Below are 15,321 nucleotides of genomic sequence, written 5' to 3'. Positions count from 1 at the left end.
TAAGCCCCGTCGCCCACGTTCACTTGCGGCATGTCGTGGTTACCGGGCGGGTCAGCTGCGGTAGTGGCGGCGGAGAGCCACGCCCGCCGCCACGCTGCCCGCTATCGCGCCGGCGCCCGCCGCGGCGGGCAGCGCGATCATCGTGACCTTGCGGCCGGTGCGGAAGTCGTGGATCGGCCAGCCGTGGTCCCTGGCGTGCTCGCGCAGTTCGGCGTCGGGGTTCACGGCGTGCGGATGGCCGACGGCGGTCAGCATCGGCAGGTCGTTGATCGAGTCGCTGTAGGCGGCGCAGCGCGCCAGGTCCAGGCCCTCGCGCTGCGCGAGGGCGCGGACGGCCTCGGCCTTCGCGGGGCCGTGCAGCAGGTTCCCGACGAGCCGTCCCGTGTAGACGCCGTCGCGCGTCTCCGCGACGGTGCCGAGCGCGCCGGTGAGGCCGAGGCGGTGCGCGATCGTCCGGGCGACCTCGACGGGCGTGGCGGTGACGAGCCAGACCTGCTGGCCGGCGTCGAGGTGCTGGAGGGCGAGGGTGCGGGTGCCGTGCCAGATCCGGTCGGCCATCACCTCGTCGTAGATCTCCTCGCTGAGCTTGACGATCCCGTTGACCTTCTGCCCGGCGACGAACGAGAGCGCGGCCTCCTTGGCGCTGCCGATGTGCTCGGAGTTCTCGGTGCCGCGGAGCCGGAACGCGGCCTGCCCCCAGGCGAACATGGCGAGGTCGCGCATGGTGAACAGCTTGCGGGAGGCGAGGCCCCGCGCGAAGTAGTAGATGGACGCGCCGCGCATCATCGTGTTGTCGACGTCGAAGAACGCCGCCGCGGCGGGGTCGGGCTCGGGAAGCGGCTCGGGTTCGGTCGCGGCCGCGGCGGCCACCTCCCCGGCGCTCTTGTGATCTTCATCCTTGCCGCGTTGCCAGAATCGCCGCATGGAGGTGAGCCTAGTCAACCCCCTTGCCCGAGCCGTCCGCGCGCCCGTGATTGCGACGGTTGTCACTCCGGTCGCTCGCCGCCGCGACGAGCCGCTCGCGCAGCGCCGCGCGGAAGCGCGGGTCCGGCCCCGCGTCGCTCGCCCGCAACCGGGCCAGCGCGTTCCCATGTTCGGCGATCTTTCCTCGCCCGGTTCTCAACTGGCCGCTCCCTCGCGGAATCCAGGCGCGAACGCGCTCCTGCCCGCAAAACGATCGGGTGGCGCGGCCGGTTACGGCCCGACAGTTAATTAATAAACTATCTAATAATGCGTTGATGCCGCCGGACGCCTGGGCACTGTCAGCCGAGTACAGATCCGCCGAGTACAGGTCGGCCGGAGTACGAGTCGGCCGGAGTACGAGTCGGCCGGAGTACGAGTCGGCCGGAGTGCAGGTCGGCCGTATTGCGGGTCGGGGGCTAGTGGCACAGGTCGGGTGGGAGCATGCGCGCCAGCGACCGGACGGCCCGGTACTGCAGCGCCTTGATCGCGCCCGGCTTCTTGTCCATGACCAGCGCGGTCTCGGCGACCGACAGCCCGTGCAGGAACCGCAGGACGACGCATTCCTGCTGCTCGGACCCCAGCCGGCGGACGGCCGCCAGCAGGGTCCGGTTCGTCATCGAGTCCAGGACGGCCCGCTCGGGCCCCTCCTGTGGCCGGTCCGGTTCGACGAGCTCGGCGGTGCAGACCTCCAGCCGGTAGCGGCCGGACTTGAAATGGTCGGCGACCAGGTTCCGGGCGATCGTCACCAGCCAGGCCCCGAAGTCCTTGCCCTGCCAGTGGAAGTCGCAGATCCGGCGGAGCGCGCGGAGGAACGTCTCGCTGGTGAGGTCCTCGGTGAGCGAGTGCGTCCCGACCCGGTAGTAGACGTAGCGGTAGACCAGTTCGACGTAGTGGTCGTAGAGGGAGCCGAACGCGTCGGCGTCGCCGTCCCGTGCCCGCAGGACCAGGGCCTTGAGCAGCTCCGCCCGGTCGGCAGGGCCGGAAGTGCGGTCGGCGCCGCCTCGGATCGACCGGGGAAGTGGGAGGACCCCGGCATCGAGGGTCAAGCTGCTCATGCAGATCTCCTCGGGGCGTACGCGACCTCCGGCGTGATTTGCCACTCTAGATACCGATAGGTACGCCAGGCAATGGTGTGTGTGCACGGGCACATGCACGTGCGTTCTCGGGAGCGGTTACCCGTCAGCCCCCGGCATCGGGCACCATGGGGCGCGATGGTCTCTGCTCTCCTCGCGCTCGTGGCGACCCTTGGTGCCTTACTGGTCACCGGGTTGCTGATTCAGCGCGCCTACCAAGACCGGCTGCTCTACCTCATCGCCTGGTCGTTCACCCAGGTCGGGCTTTCGCTCGCCCTGCTGTCGATGGGCGTCGGGTTCCTGGCCGGATTCAACGGCGTGTTCTTCCGCGTCATGGAGCTCGGGGCGGCCCTGATCGGGCCGCTCTGGCTCGCGCTCGGCATGATCGAGCTGATCGCCCGGTACGTGCAGGTGCGGTTCGCCGCCTGGCTGTTCGCGATCTCCTACACGTTCGTCGCGATCGTCATCCTGCTCCTGGACCCGCTCAAGGGCTCGCTGTCCAAGGACCTGCCCAAACCCGGCTCCACCTACGACGCCCTGCCGCTGCTGCTGATCGACGGCGCGCACGTCGTCGCCGTGCTCGCGTTGGCGGCGTGCACCGGGGTCACCGCCTGGCTGGCGAGCAAGCGGGACGAGGAGGCCGGCGAGCTGCTGATCCCGATCGCCCTGGTCGCCCTGGCGGGCGTCCTGGTGGTGAGCGGCACCCGCGGGTTCCTGCCCGCGCCGCTCGCGGTGATCGCCCTGGGCGCCGCCGCCGGCCTCGTCTGGTACGGCGCGATGCGCACGATCCCGGTGTACGACGACGAAGAGGGCTATGACGGCTACAGGGACGACCACGGAAATGAGCCGATGACCGGGTACGAAGAGCAGGGGTACCCGCGCTCGCGGGCCGAGTCCGTCCGGCCCGACCCCGTCCCGGCGCCGACCCCGTCGCCCGACCCGAGGCGCGGGGAACTGCGCTTCCCCGAGCCGGCCCCCGCCGAACCGCTGCGCTTCCCTCCGGACAACCCCGCGGGCCCCACCGCCGTGGACGGTGCCGGCGGCCGTGCCGGTGCCGCCGGCATGGGAGTCGCCGGGCTGCCCGAGCAGAACCGGCACGCCGGGCCGTCCAGGGGCGCGTTCGGCGGCGAGCTGGCCGGGGCATGCGGCCAGATCACCGTCTACACGCTGCTGGACGGACGCGAGGACGCCTTCGACCGGCTCGCCACCGACCTCGTGAAGGCGGCCCTCGCGGTCGAGCCCGACACGATGATCTTCGCCTGCCACGAGGTGGTGGGCGGCCCCACGCAGCGGATCTTCTACCAGCTCTTCCGGGACGAGGCGGCGTTCGCCGCGCACCGGCAGCAGCCGCACCTGCAGCGCTTCCTGGCGGAGTCCCGCACGCACGTGCTGGCCACCAACGTGATCGAGCTGCGCCTCGGCGCCGCCAAGGTGCCGCTCCCCGCACCGGAGTACCCCGGGAGGTGACATGACGGCCAGCGAGAAGGCGAGTATCACGATCACGCTGCTCGGCAAGCCCGGCTGCCATCTGTGCGACGACGCCCGTGCGGTGATCGAGCGGGTCGCCCGCGATCTGGGCGTGCCGTGGGAAGAGCGTGACATCACCAGGTCCGAGGAGCTCACCGAGCAGTACTGGGAGCAGATCCCGGTCACGCTCGTCAACGGCGTCCAGCACGACTTCTGGCGCGTCGACGAGGCCCGCCTGCGCGCCGCCATCGCGAAGCTGCGCGAACCGGCCTGACACCCGTGCCGAGCCGGGCCCTTCCGGCCGCCGCGCGTCTCCGGGCCGCCGTGCGTCTCCGGGTCGTACCGACGGATATGTCTGGTCGGTCACATCCGGCGGCGGCCGGGCGGGTGCCGCGTACCCTGAAAAGTTGCTGCTGGACGGCGCTTTCGCGGTCGCGCGCGAGCGTCCGGAGTCCGCTATCCGGGGGGGTGACTTTGTGCGCGTGTTCACAAAGGCTTAACCTGGTGGACAGCCCCGGGGCGGTCAGGTCGCGGCCGTGAGCCGCTGCCCGCCCCCGCGAGAACCGGAGCCAGGGGTCGGCGTGACCCCGTACCCAGCGTCGAGCCCGAAGAGCAGGCCGTGACACCTCGACAGAACCGACAACGCGACCGTGCAGGGCGCGGCATCCCCGAAGCCACCGTGGCGCGGCTGCCGGTGTACCTGCGGGCGCTGACCGCGCTGCAGGAGCGCGGCATCACGACCGTGTCCTCGGAGGAACTGGCCGCGGCCGCCGGCGTCAACTCGGCCAAACTCCGCAAGGACCTGTCCCACCTGGGCTCGTATGGGACGCGCGGCGTCGGGTACGAGGTGGAGTACCTCGTCTACCAGATCTCCCGTGAACTCGGGCTCACCCAGGACTGGGTGGTCGCCATCATCGGGGTCGGTAACCTGGGCCGTGCGTTGGCCGGCTACGGCGGTTTCGCGTCCCGCGGTTTCCGCGTGGCCGGCCTGCTCGACGCGGACGAGTCCATCGTCGGCCAGGAGATCTCCGGGATGACGGTGCAGAACATCGACCTGCTGGAGGACATCATCGCGGGCCACGGCGTGTCCATCGCCGTGATCGCCACCCCCGCGGGCGCGGCCCAGGGGGTGTGCGATCGTGTGGTGGCCGCGGGTGTGACGAGCGTCCTGAACTTCGCGCCGGTGGTGCTCTCGGTACCCGAAGGAGTCGATGTGCGGAAGGTCGACCTGTCGATCGAGCTGCAGATCCTCGCGTTCCACGAGCAGCGCAAGGCCGGGGGGCCGGACGGTCTCGCCCCCCTCGCCGCGGGTGACGCGCCTCCCGGCACGACCCATTACGTAGAGACTGTCGAGGCATGATCGGGACAGTGTGATCGGGACGGCATGATCGGGGCGGTCCGACCGGGAGACGCGGGAAACCAGGGAGACGCGGGAGAGGCCATATGAGCATTCTGGTCGTGGGGCTCAGTCACCGGAGCGCGCCCGTGGCGGTGCTGGAACGGGCGGCGGTGGCCGGGGACGACCTGGTCAAGCTGCTGCACGCGGTGCACGAGTCCGCGAACGTCGCCCAGGCCGCCATCGTCTCGACGTGCAACCGCGTCGAGATCTACGCGGTGGTGGACAAGTTCCACGGGGGCGTCTCGGCGATCTCCGAGCTGCTGGCCCTGCACTCCGGCATCCCGATGGACGACCTGTCGCGGCACCTGTACGTCCACTATGAGGAGCGGGCCGTCCAGCACGTGTTCGCGGTGGCGTGCGGCCTGGAGTCGATGGTCGTCGGCGAGGGCCAGATCCTCGGGCAGATCCGGCAGGCGTTCCGGCTCGCCCAGGAGGAGGGCACGCTCGGCCGCGACCTGCACGACGTCCTGCAGCAGTCGCTGCGGGTGGGCAAGCGCGCCCACCACGAGACCGGCATCGACAAGGCGGGCGCGTCGCTGGTCAGCGTGGGCCTGGAGGTCGCCGCCCGGCATCTCGGGCCGCTGGACGAGGTACGGGCGCTGGTCGTCGGCGCCGGCTCGATGAGCTCGCTGGCGGCGGCGACGCTGAGCCGGTCCGGAGTCCGCGAGGTCGTCGTCGCGAACCGCACCCACGACCGGGCGGTGCGGCTGGCGGAGTCGCTGGAGGTGCCGTCCCGGGCCATCGAGCTTTCGGTGCTGGACGCCGCGATCACCGAGGCCGACCTGGTGGTGTCGTGCACCGGCGCGGCCGGGCTGGTCATGACGGCGGCGCGGCTCGCCGCGCGGGGCGTCGGCTCCGACGGACGCAGGCGGTTCTTCCTCGACCTGGCGCTGCCGCACGACATCGACCGCGACGCGGGCGACCTGCCGGGCGTCGAACTGGCCGGGCTGGACGATCTGCGGACCGCGCAGGAGGCGGCGAAGGCCATCGGCCCTGAGGCCGTCGACGCCGTCCGGCGGATCGTGTGCGAGGAGGTCGAGGCGTTCCTGTCCGCGGTCCGCGCCGCCGCCGTCGCCCCGACGGTCGTCGCGCTGCGCAGCAAGGCGGCGGAGGTCGTCGAGGCGGAGCTGAACCGGCTCGCCGGGCGGCTGCCCGAGATGGACGACCGGGCCCGCAAGGAGATCGACCAGACCGTCCGGCGCGTGGTGGACAAGCTGCTCCACGCGCCGACCGTCCGGGTGAAGGAGCTGGCGGCGGCGCCGGGCGGCGACTCCTACGCCGACGCGCTGCGCGAGCTGTTCGACCTGGACCCGAAGGCCCCCGAGGCGGTGGCCCGCGCCGACATGCGCGAGGACGAGCCGGGCGCCTCGGCCGTGTGGAACGGTTCGACCCCCGCGGTTGACCCGGACTGCGCCGAGGCCGACTGCGTGAGTATCCCGTCGCCCGCCGAGGGCGCACGGGGCATCGAACTGAACGAGGCCGGCGTGAACGAGGCCGGCGTGAACACGGCCGGCCTGCACGAGGTCAGTTTGCAGGACGTCAAGGCGCACGAGACACAGAGCACGGATGTGCTGGGCGTGCCCGCGGAGACGGTGAACGCGCAGGCCGCGAGCGTCCGGGCGGTCAGCGCCCGCGATGCCGTGGCGGCGCGCGAAGGAGACGTGACGTGAGCGCGGGCGGCCCGCCGGCCGTCCGCCGGAAGTCGAGCGGAGCAGGGGATTGAGCAGGGGATTGAGCACTCCAGGCGGGGGGCCGCTGCGGCTCGGTACCCGCAAGAGCCTGATGGCGACGACCCAGTCGCAGCGCGTCGCGGACGCGTTGACGCAGCTGACGGGGCATGCCGTCGAGCTGGTCGGGGTAACCACGCAGGGTGATGTTTCCAAGGCCCTGCTCGCCCAGATCGGCGGGACGGGGGTCTTCGTCAATGCGCTTCGCGACAAGATCCTGTCCGGCGAGGTGGATTTCGCCGTGCACTCGCTGAAGGACCTGCCGACGTCCGAGACGCCGGGGATCGCCCTCGCCGCGACACCCCTGCGCGATGACCCCCGCGACGCCCTGTGCGGCCCGGCGAAGCTCGCCGACCTGCCGCGCGGGGCGCGCATCGGCACCGGCTCCCCACGCCGGGTCGCACAGCTGCGCGCGCTGCGGCCCGACCTGGAGATCGTCCCGATCCGCGGCAACGCCGACACCCGGCTCCGCAAGGTCACCGACGGTGAACTCGACGCCGTCGTGCTCGCCCACGCGGGCCTGAAGCGGATCGACCGGCTGGCGGCGGTCGGCGAGGTCTTCGACCCCGACCAGATGCTGCCGGCCCCCGGGCAGGGGGCGCTCGCGCTGGAATGCCGCGCCGACAGGGCCGACCTCCGCGAACTTCTTGGAATGGTCGACGACGCCGCGACCAGGAGGTCCGTCACCGCCGAGCGGACCGTGCTGGCCGTCCTGGAGGCGGGTTGTTCCGCGCCCGTGGGAACATACGCTGCCGAAGTAGATGAAAAGCTGCATCTGACGGCGACCGTCGCGGCGATCGACGGGAGCCGCCAGATCAGGCTGTCCGCAAGCGGCCACCCGGATGCCGCCGAGCAGATCGGACGCGACCTCGCGGACCGGCTGCTCGCGCAGGGGGCCGACCAGTTGATGGGGGAGCGCGATTGAGCCCCGCCGCGAAGAGCAGCGCCGCCGAGAATACGAAGAGCACGCCCGCCCGGCCTCCAGAGGCCGAGCAGGCGGCCAGGGGGAGCACGGCCAAGGGGAGTGAGGGGACCGCGGCCGGAGGCACCGGCGTCGGCACCGTCTCGATCGTCGGGATGGGGCCGGGCGATCCGGGCCTGCTGACCCTGCGCGCCGCCGCCGAACTGGAACGCGCCGACACGGTGATCGTGAGCCGGGCCCACTGCCCGGAGGAGATCCTGTCCCACTGCCGGCCCGATGTGGAGATCATCGACTCGGCGGAGGGTGACCCCGTCCGGCTCGCCGCCCGCGCCGCGCAGGCGGGCCGGCGGGTCGTCCGGCTGCTGAGCGGCGACCCCGGCGTGATGTGCGGGCTGGCCGCCGAGGGCGGCGCCCTCGCCAAGGCCGGTGTGCCGTTCGAGGTCGTGCCGGGCGTGTCCGCGGTGACGGGCGTGCCCGGGTACGCGGGCATCCCGCTGACCGACGCCGAGCACCGCGAGGTCCGGGTCGTGGACGCCTCGCAGGCCGGCGTCGACTGGGAGCGGTTCGCCGCCCCGGACACCACCCTGGTGATCATCGGCGCGGAGGGCGCCGTGGCGGAGGTCTGCAAGGGCCTGGTCGCCGCGGGACGTCCCGACTCCACCCCCGCCGCGATGACGAGCCTCGGCACGACCACCGAGCAGGAGACCGTCGTGTCGACACTGCAGAAACTGGCGTCCGCGACCAAGGGCATGGAGGCGCCCGCCCTGATCATCGTCGGGGACGTGGTCGGCTGGCGCGACAGGCTGTCCTGGTTCGAGACGAAGGCGCTGTTCGGGTGGCGGGTCCTCGTGCCGCGCACGAAGGAGCAGGCCGCGTCGCTGTCGGAACAGCTGCGCGGGTACGGCGCCGTCCCCGACGAGGTCCCGACGATCTCCGTGGAGCCGCCGCGCACCCCGCAGCAGATGGACCGTGCCGTCAAGGGCCTGGTCACCGGACGGTACGAGTGGGTGGTGTTCACCTCCACCAACGCCGTCAAGGCCGTCCGGGAGAAGTTCGTCGACTACGGCCTCGACGCCCGCGCGTTCGCCGGGCTGAAGGTCGCCGCCGTCGGCGAGCAGACCGCCGCCGCGCTGGTCGAGTTCGGCATCCAGCCCGACCTGACGCCGTCCGGCGAGCAGTCCGGGGAGGGCCTGGCGCGCGAGTGGCCGCCCTACGACGAGGACCTCGACCCGATCAACCGGGTGCTGCTGCCGCGCGCCGACATCGCCACCGACGTGCTCATCGCCAGGCTGACCGAGCTGGGCTGGGAGTGCGAGGACGTCACCGCCTACCGGACGGTCCGGGCCGCGCCGCCGCCCGCGCCGATCCGTGAGGCGATCAAGGGCGGCGGGTTCGACGCCGTGCTGTTCACCTCGTCGTCCACGGTGAAGAACCTGATCGGGATCGCCGGCAAGCCGCACAATGTGACGGTGATCGCCGTGATCGGCCCGCAGACGGCGAAGACGGCGCAGGAGTACGGGCTGCGCGTCGACGTCATGGCGGACAAGCCCTCGGCATCGGCCCTCGCGGAGGCGCTCGCGGAGTACGGCGCCAAGCGGAGGGCGGCCCAGATCGAGGCGGGAGACCCGCTCCGCAAGCCCAGCCAGATGCGCCGGGGGGCCCGGCGCCGCAGGTGAAGCCGCCGCCGGCACGGCTCACCGGGGGCCGTGTTCGCGTGGCGTAGACCGACCCGGAAAGAAGGATCATGTCCGCACAGTTCCCCGTTGCCCGGCCGCGGCGGCTGCGCCGCACGCCCGCCCTGCGCCGGATGGTGGCCGAGACACGGCTCAGCCCGGCCGAACTGGTCCTGCCGATGTTCGTGAAGGAGGGCATCGCCGAGCCGCAGCCCGTCTCGTCCATGCCGGGCGTGTTCCAGCACACCCGCGACAGCCTCCGCAAGGCCGCGCACGAGGCGGTCGAGGCCGGGGTCGGCGGCATCATCCTGTTCGGCGTCCCCGCGGTCAAGGACGGCGTCGGCTCCGGCGCCGACGACCCGGACGGCATCGTCCAGCTCGCGCTGCGCGACCTGAACGCCGACCTGGGCGACTCGACCGTGATCATGACGGACCTCTGCCTCGACGAGTACACCGACCACGGGCACTGCGGCGTCCTCACCGGCTCCGGCGAGTCCGGCGGGGAGATGGACAACGACGCGACGCTGGAGCGGTACGCCTCGATCGCGGTCGCGCAGGCCGAGGCGGGCTCGGCGGTCGTCGGCCCGAGCGGCATGATGGACGGCCAGGTCGCCGCGATCCGCGCGGCCCTCGACGGCGCCGGCCACCCGGACATCGCGATCATGGCGTATTCGGCGAAGTACGCCTCGGCGTACTACGGCCCGTTCCGCGAAGCCGCCGAGTGCGCCCCGCGGTTCGGCGACCGCTCCACCCACCAGCAGGACCCGGCGAACTCCGACGAGTCGCTGCGCGAGGTGTTCCTCGACCTCGACGAGGGCGCCGACATGGTCATGGTGAAGCCCGCGGGCGCCTACCTCGACGTCGTCCGCCGCGTCCGCGACGCCGTCGACGTCCCCGTCGTCGCCTACCAGGTGAGCGGCGAGTACGCGATGATCGAGGCCGCCGCGGAGAAGGGCTGGATCGACCGCGAGCGGACGATCATGGAGTCGCTGCTGTCCATCCGCCGCGCCGGCGCCGACATCGCGCTGACGTACTGGGCCACCGAGGTCGCCCGCCGCCTGTCCTAGGACATCACCGGCCGGACATCACCGGCCGGACATCATCATCACCGGCCGGTCCGCCACCCGGGCGTCGTCCGCCCTGCTCGGGCACCTCTCATAACGGGAGAAATCCCGGAATCTCCCTCCCTCCACGGAGGGGGTAGTCAATTGGGGTTGTTTCTGGGGGTAGCCGTGTCCGGGTGTTTGCGTGCCGGGCATCATCGTTAGTCAAGAACCCACGTTCGACCTTGGGTAATTGGGGGCGGAGATGCTGGTGGTGTCGGGGAGCAAGCGGCAGAAGGCGGCACGCGACAGGATGGCCTCGGCGGCGCGGCAATACGCCGGCCTCGGCTGGCCGTGCTTTCCCGGCGCGCATCCGCCCGGCGGCGGTGACCGGGCCTGTTCGTGCGACCGCATCGGGTGCCCCGACCCGGGCGCGCATCCGGTATCGGCGGCCTGGGCGCACCAGGCCAGCGTGGACGCCGACACCATCGGACGCTGGTGGTCCGAACGTCCCCTGGCCAACATCATCCTGCCGACCGGCCGGGTGTTCGACGTGTTCGACGTCCCGGCCGCCGCGGGCACCGTCGCGCTCGACCGGATCGCCTCCGGCGACCTGCCCGTCGGGCCGGTCGCGTCCGTCGGCGGCGACCGGCACCTGTTCTTCGTCGCGACCCGCGGCGCGCCCGTCGACGAGGACGAATGGTGGTCCTGCCACCTTGACACCCTGCCGGAGGACGTCGCCGAGACGCCCGGCATGCGGTGGCACTGCCGCGACAGCTACGTCGTCGCGCCGCCGTCCGTCCTCCCGTACGACGGCGGCGAGGTCAGCTGGCTGAGGCCGCCCGCCGGCGGCCCCCTGCCCGACCCCCTGCGCCTCCTGGAAGTCCTCGCCGACAGCTGCGAGGACGCCTAGTCAAGCCGTCCGCGGGGCTTTGATGGCGGCCTTGGGTCCCCACTTGGTGTACGAGCCGCTGATCTTCTGGTTGCGGCCGTCCTCCGTGCCGGCGCGGACCCAGAACTTCGTGGGCCGGTGGCCGGCGTCGAGTTTGATGGCGAAGGTGATCTGCTGCACGCCGGTCGCCTGGGACATCTGCGCGTACATGGGGCCGATGCCGGGCACCTGCGCCAGCTTCGCGGCCGGGGCCTCGCCCTCGTAGATCGTTCCCGACTCGGTCGGCGGCGACTTGGTCAGCTTCGTCGCCGACTGCAGCAGCGCCGTCAGGTTCGTGACGGAACTGCCCTGGCGCACCTGGCCGGCCGCCGCCGGGTAGCCGCTTCCGCCGAGCGCCGACGCCTTCCACCGCTTGCCGACGCGCATGTAGAACCGGTCCTGGACGATGACGGCACGCACCGGTTTACGGGTCGAGCCCGTTCCCGCCAGCGTCAGCGAGTAGGACGGCTGCCCGCCCTGCACCAGGCCGAACGTCCCCTTGGCGCTCGCGGGGAAGCCGCAGCAGCCCGACTGCCGGTAGCTGAACACGGCGCCGGGCGCCTTGGCGATGGCCTGGTCGATCTGCGCGACGAGCGGCCTCGGGTCGACGCCACCGGCGGGCAGCGTGGGCTGCGGGGTGCTGCTCTGCGCCGGCGCCGGGTCGGGCGGCGGCGTCTCGTCCCCCTTCAGCAGCGTCATGGCGCTCGCGCCGGCGCCGGCGACCACGAGGACGGCGACGGCGGCGAGGACCCAGCGGGTCCGCCCGCCGCGGCCCCCGGCCTGCTTGCCGGCGACGATCGGGTTAAGGCCGCTGCTGCGGGACGCCTTCGGCTTCGGCGGCTCGGGATACCGCGCGGCCTGCGCGGCGAGTTCGGTGAGCCGCCCGCGGCCCTGCGCCTCCCAGGACGGGCCGTACGCGGAGACGGCCGCGTCCTCCAGGGCGGCGAGGTAGTCGACGACGGACTGCGGCCGCTGGGCCGGGTCCTTCGCGAGGCCCTGGTGGATCAGATTGCGCAGCGGCCCCGGCACCTCGTCGGCGGGGATCGGCGCCTCGCGGTGCAGCCGCGCCATGTTCCGTCCCGCGTACGGGGGCCGCCCGGTGAGGCACTCGTAGAAGATCGCGGTGGCGGCGTACAGGTCGGTGGCGACGGTGGCGGGCACACCGTCCCACAGTTCGGGCGCCGCGTACGGCGGGCCGGACTGCGCCTCGGTCCCCGTGGAGGACGTCGCGAAGTCGGTGAGCCGCGCGTTGCCGTCCCCGTCCACCAGGATGTTCGCCGGGCGCATCGCGCCGTGAACGATGCCGTGCTCGTGCGCCGCCGCGAGGCCGAGGAGCGTCCCGCCGAGCATCGACAGCGCCGCCAGCGGGCCGGTGGGGCCCTGCGCGGCCAGCACCCGCCGCAGGCTGACGCCCTCGGCGTACTGCATGACGATCGCGGCGCCCTCCGGGGTCTCCACGAAGTCGTACAGGTCGACCACGTTGGGATCCTCGAGCTGCGACAGGCGCCGCGCGGTGGCGCGGAACCGCGCCAGAAAGGCCTCGTCGGCGCCGAGCGCCCCGGCGAGGTACTTGATCGCGACCTTGGTGCTGGTCATGTCGTCGGTCGCCAGCATCACCCGGCCCGAGGCGCCGCCGCCCAGTTCCCGGTCGTGGGTGAAGCCCGGGACCGTCCAGCCGTCAACCACGTTGAAAGCCATCCCTCCGATACGGCCTGTCAATGAGTTCGGCCGGTGAGTACAGCCGGTGAGTCAGTGAGGCGCCGCTGGACCACGTGCGAGAACCTGTGAGTGCCAGGGTGCCGATGTCGTACTTCCGATGTCGTACTTGGTGGAATATCGGCCCGTACCGTGCGAGGTCAAGGTAAGTCGCCGAACTGCAACTGAGAGACTGCTTCCGTGACTGGTATCGATCACTCCCAGCAGTTGTTCGACCGTGCCGCCGCGATCGTCCCCGGGGGCGTGAACTCGCCGGTCCGGGCGTTCGGGGCCGTCGGCGGGACGCCCCGTTTCATGGTGTCGGGGCGCGGGCCGTACCTGACGGACGCCGACGGCAACGAGTACGTCGACCTGGTGTGCTCGTGGGGGCCGATGATCCTCGGGCACGCGCATCCGGCCGTCGTCGAGGCGGTGCGGGACGCGGCGGGCCGCGGCACGTCCTACGGGGCGCCGACGCCGGGAGAGGTGGAACTCGCCGGGGAACTCGTGTCCCGGACGCCGGCGGAGAAGGTCCGGCTCGTCAACTCGGGGACCGAGGCGACGATGTCGGCGATCCGGCTGGCGCGCGGCTTCACCGGACGTCCCAAGATCGTGAAGTTCGCGGGCTGCTACCACGGGCACGTCGACTCGCTGCTCGCCGCGGCGGGGTCGGGCGTCGCCACGTTCGGCCTGCCCGACACCCCGGGCGTGACCGGCGCGACCACCGCCGACACGCTGATCCTGCCGTACAACGACGTCACGGCGCTGGAGACGGCGTTCGACGAGCACGGCACCGACATAGCGTGCGTCATCACCGAGGCGGTGCCGTGCAACATGGGCGTGGTGCCGCCGCTGTCCGGCTTCAACGCGCTGCTGAAGCGGCTGTGCGAGCGGTACGGTGCGCTGCTGGTCATCGACGAGGTCCTCACCGGGTTCCGGGCGTCCGCGTCCGGCTGGTTCGGGATCGAGGGTGTGGCGGGCGACCTGATGACGTTCGGGAAGGTGATGGGCGGGGGGCTGCCCGCCGCCGCGTTCGGGGGACGCGCCGACGTCATGGACCATCTCGCCCCGGCCGGTCCCGTCTACCAGGCGGGCACGCTGTCGGGGAACCCGCTCGCCACCGCCGCCGGCATCGCCACGCTGCGGAACGCCACCGCCGAGGTGTACGCGACGATCGACCGCTCGGCGGAGATCGTGTCGAGGGCCGCGTCCGAGGCCCTGGAGCGCGAGGGCGTCCCCCACTCGGTGCAGAACGCCGGCAACCTGTTCTCGGTGTTCTTCAGTGAGGGGCGGGTGGGTGACTTCGCCACCGCGCAGCGCCAGGACGCCAAGGCGTACGCCGCGTTCTTCCACGCCGCCCTGGAACGAGGCGTGTATCTGCCTCCGTCGGCGTACGAGGTGTGGTTCCTGTCGTCCGCGCATGACGAGGAGGCTCTGGGACGCATTCTGGACGCCCTTCCGCATGCCGCCCGAGCCGCGGCCCAGGCGTAGCCCAAGAAGCGCTCTGGCGTCGTTCTACAGGCTTGGACGGGCAGGCCCGGACGGGCCGGGCGGCTTACGCGGGCAGGGCGCGATAGGCGGCGAGGGCCGCGGCGACCGACTCGGGACGCGGTGCTTGCAGCGGAGCGCGCACCGCGGGCTCGTCGATCAGTCCCTCCTCCGCGAGGCACGCCTTGAGGACGGCGGGTGCCGGTTCGCTGAACAGCGCCTCCGTCATCGGGAACAGCGCGTTGTGGAGCTTCAGCCCGCGTGCCGCGTCGCCGTCGCGTGCCGCGCCCGCCATCGCGGCGTAGGCGGCGGGCGCGAGGCACGCACACGCGGCGACGCCTCCGGACGCGCCGAGCTGGAGCATCGGGTAGATGTACGCGTCGTCCCCGCTCAGGACCGCTTTTCCGGTGCCCGCCGCCAGCATGCCGAGGGTGTCGTGGTCGATGGCGCCCGCGCAGTGCTTCATGCCGGCGACGCAATCGAGGGAGAGCAGCCGCACGAGGGTGCCGGCGGACAGGTGCTTCCCCGTCCGGTACGGGATGTTGTACGGGAGGAGCGGGACGTCCACGGCGGCGCCGATCGCGGCGAAGTGGTCGATGACGGCGTCGTCCGACGGGCGCAGGTAGTACGGGACGACGACGAGCAGCGCGTCGGCGAGCGGGGCGCGTTCGCGGGCCTGCCGGATGGAGTCCGCGGTGCCCATCGTCCCGGCGCCGACGGTCAGCGGTGTCCGGCGGTCGTCGGAGACGGCACGGCACACCTCCAGCACCGTCCGCTGCTCGCCAGGGCTCAGCAGGGCGGCCTCGCCGGTCGTGCCCAGCGCGACGAGCCCGTCCGCGCCGTTGTCCAGGCAGTGGACCGCGAGCCGTTCGAGCGACTTGGCGTCCACGTCCCCGGAGCGGGTGAACGGCGTCACGAGAGAGGCGTGGATTCCGTGCAT

Annotated in this window: 13 protein-coding genes; 9 read left to right on the top strand and 4 right to left on the bottom strand. The window is 72.2% G+C overall.

Translation table 11 applies throughout. From position 1 onward, the window contains the following. Positions 1-51: 51 nt before the first annotated feature. Positions 52-924 carry an HAD family hydrolase gene (locus ACGFK0_RS17035; RefSeq protein WP_392905758.1) on the bottom strand — a complete coding sequence of 291 codons (873 nt, stop codon included), beginning with the start codon at positions 922-924 and terminating at the stop codon, positions 52-54. Between the two features lie 455 nt (positions 925-1,379). Continuing rightward, complete coding sequence (locus tag ACGFK0_RS17030) at positions 1,380-2,018, bottom strand: sigma-70 family RNA polymerase sigma factor (RefSeq protein ID WP_392905755.1); 639 nt, start codon at positions 2,016-2,018, stop codon at positions 1,380-1,382. 156 nt (positions 2,019-2,174) lie between these two features. Between ACGFK0_RS17030 and ACGFK0_RS17025 the strand changes: the two genes are divergently transcribed. The 8 genes from ACGFK0_RS17025 to ACGFK0_RS16990 all read left to right on the top strand — a co-directional run bounded on the left by ACGFK0_RS17025 (position 2,175) and on the right by ACGFK0_RS16990 (position 11,180). Next, positions 2,175-3,503 (top strand): putative quinol monooxygenase, encoded by a 1,329-nt coding sequence (locus ACGFK0_RS17025; RefSeq protein ID WP_392905753.1) that lies wholly within the window; start codon positions 2,175-2,177, stop codon positions 3,501-3,503. A gap of 1 nt (position 3,504) precedes the next feature. Then, on the top strand, positions 3,505-3,777 hold the full coding sequence (locus tag ACGFK0_RS17020) for a glutaredoxin family protein (RefSeq protein ID WP_392905751.1): 273 nt from the start codon (positions 3,505-3,507) through the stop codon (positions 3,775-3,777). Between the two features lie 345 nt (positions 3,778-4,122). Then, positions 4,123-4,863: a redox-sensing transcriptional repressor Rex gene (locus tag ACGFK0_RS17015; protein ID WP_392905749.1), complete on the top strand. Its 741-nt coding sequence runs from the start codon at positions 4,123-4,125 to the stop codon at positions 4,861-4,863. 83 nt (positions 4,864-4,946) lie between these two features. Continuing rightward, entirely contained in the window at positions 4,947-6,572 is a 1,626-nt protein-coding gene (locus tag ACGFK0_RS17010; RefSeq protein ID WP_392905747.1) for a glutamyl-tRNA reductase, read from the top strand. 112 nt (positions 6,573-6,684) lie between these two features. Further along, a complete protein-coding gene (hemC, locus tag ACGFK0_RS17005) occupies positions 6,685-7,554 on the top strand; it encodes a hydroxymethylbilane synthase (protein ID WP_392905989.1) in 870 nt (289 codons plus the stop codon). A gap of 143 nt (positions 7,555-7,697) precedes the next feature. After that, positions 7,698-9,227, top strand: a complete 1,530-nt coding sequence (locus ACGFK0_RS17000) for a uroporphyrinogen-III synthase (protein WP_392905988.1) — start codon at positions 7,698-7,700, stop codon at positions 9,225-9,227. Between the two features lie 68 nt (positions 9,228-9,295). Beyond that, complete coding sequence (gene hemB / locus ACGFK0_RS16995) at positions 9,296-10,291, top strand: porphobilinogen synthase (RefSeq protein ID WP_392905745.1); 996 nt, start codon at positions 9,296-9,298, stop codon at positions 10,289-10,291. 241 nt (positions 10,292-10,532) lie between these two features. Further along, positions 10,533-11,180 (top strand): bifunctional DNA primase/polymerase, encoded by a 648-nt coding sequence (locus ACGFK0_RS16990; RefSeq protein WP_392905986.1) that lies wholly within the window; start codon positions 10,533-10,535, stop codon positions 11,178-11,180. Here the strand turns inward: ACGFK0_RS16990 and ACGFK0_RS16985 are convergent, their stop codons facing one another. Next, a complete protein-coding gene (locus ACGFK0_RS16985; RefSeq protein WP_392905743.1) occupies positions 11,181-12,896 on the bottom strand; it encodes a serine/threonine-protein kinase in 1,716 nt (571 codons plus the stop codon). A gap of 198 nt (positions 12,897-13,094) precedes the next feature. Between ACGFK0_RS16985 and hemL the strand changes: the two genes are divergently transcribed. Then, positions 13,095-14,384 (top strand): glutamate-1-semialdehyde 2,1-aminomutase, encoded by a 1,290-nt coding sequence (gene hemL, locus ACGFK0_RS16980; RefSeq protein ID WP_392905741.1) that lies wholly within the window; start codon positions 13,095-13,097, stop codon positions 14,382-14,384. 64 nt (positions 14,385-14,448) lie between these two features. Here hemL and ACGFK0_RS16975 read toward each other — a convergent pair whose 3' ends face one another. Further along, positions 14,449-15,321, bottom strand: a complete 873-nt coding sequence (locus tag ACGFK0_RS16975) for a dihydrodipicolinate synthase family protein (RefSeq protein ID WP_392905738.1) — start codon at positions 15,319-15,321, stop codon at positions 14,449-14,451.

The sequence above is a fragment of the Spirillospora sp. NPDC048823 genome (assembly GCF_043198445.1).
Taxonomy (GTDB): domain Bacteria; phylum Actinomycetota; class Actinomycetes; order Streptosporangiales; family Streptosporangiaceae; genus Spirillospora.
This window is presented reverse-complemented; position numbering and strand designations above follow the sequence as displayed.

Bases quoted from the DNA above. Each gene is read 5' to 3' on its own strand.
- ACGFK0_RS17035 (WP_392905758.1), bottom strand. From the start codon at position 924: ATGCGGCGATTCTGGCAACGCGGCAAGGATGAAGATCACAAGAGCGCC.
- ACGFK0_RS17020 (WP_392905751.1), top strand. From the start codon at position 3,505: ATGACGGCCAGCGAGAAGGCGAGTATCACGATCACGCTGCTCGGCAAG.
- hemB (WP_392905745.1), top strand. From the start codon at position 9,296: ATGTCCGCACAGTTCCCCGTTGCCCGGCCGCGGCGGCTGCGCCGCACG.
- ACGFK0_RS17025 (WP_392905753.1), top strand. From the start codon at position 2,175: ATGGTCTCTGCTCTCCTCGCGCTCGTGGCGACCCTTGGTGCCTTACTG.
- ACGFK0_RS16990 (WP_392905986.1), top strand. From the start codon at position 10,533: ATGCTGGTGGTGTCGGGGAGCAAGCGGCAGAAGGCGGCACGCGACAGG.
- ACGFK0_RS16985 (WP_392905743.1), bottom strand. From the start codon at position 12,896: ATGGCTTTCAACGTGGTTGACGGCTGGACGGTCCCGGGCTTCACCCAC.
- ACGFK0_RS17010 (WP_392905747.1), top strand. From the start codon at position 4,947: ATGAGCATTCTGGTCGTGGGGCTCAGTCACCGGAGCGCGCCCGTGGCG.
- ACGFK0_RS16975 (WP_392905738.1), bottom strand. From the start codon at position 15,321: ATGCACGGAATCCACGCCTCTCTCGTGACGCCGTTCACCCGCTCCGGG.
- hemC (WP_392905989.1), top strand. From the start codon at position 6,685: ATGGCGACGACCCAGTCGCAGCGCGTCGCGGACGCGTTGACGCAGCTG.
- ACGFK0_RS17030 (WP_392905755.1), bottom strand. From the start codon at position 2,018: ATGAGCAGCTTGACCCTCGATGCCGGGGTCCTCCCACTTCCCCGGTCG.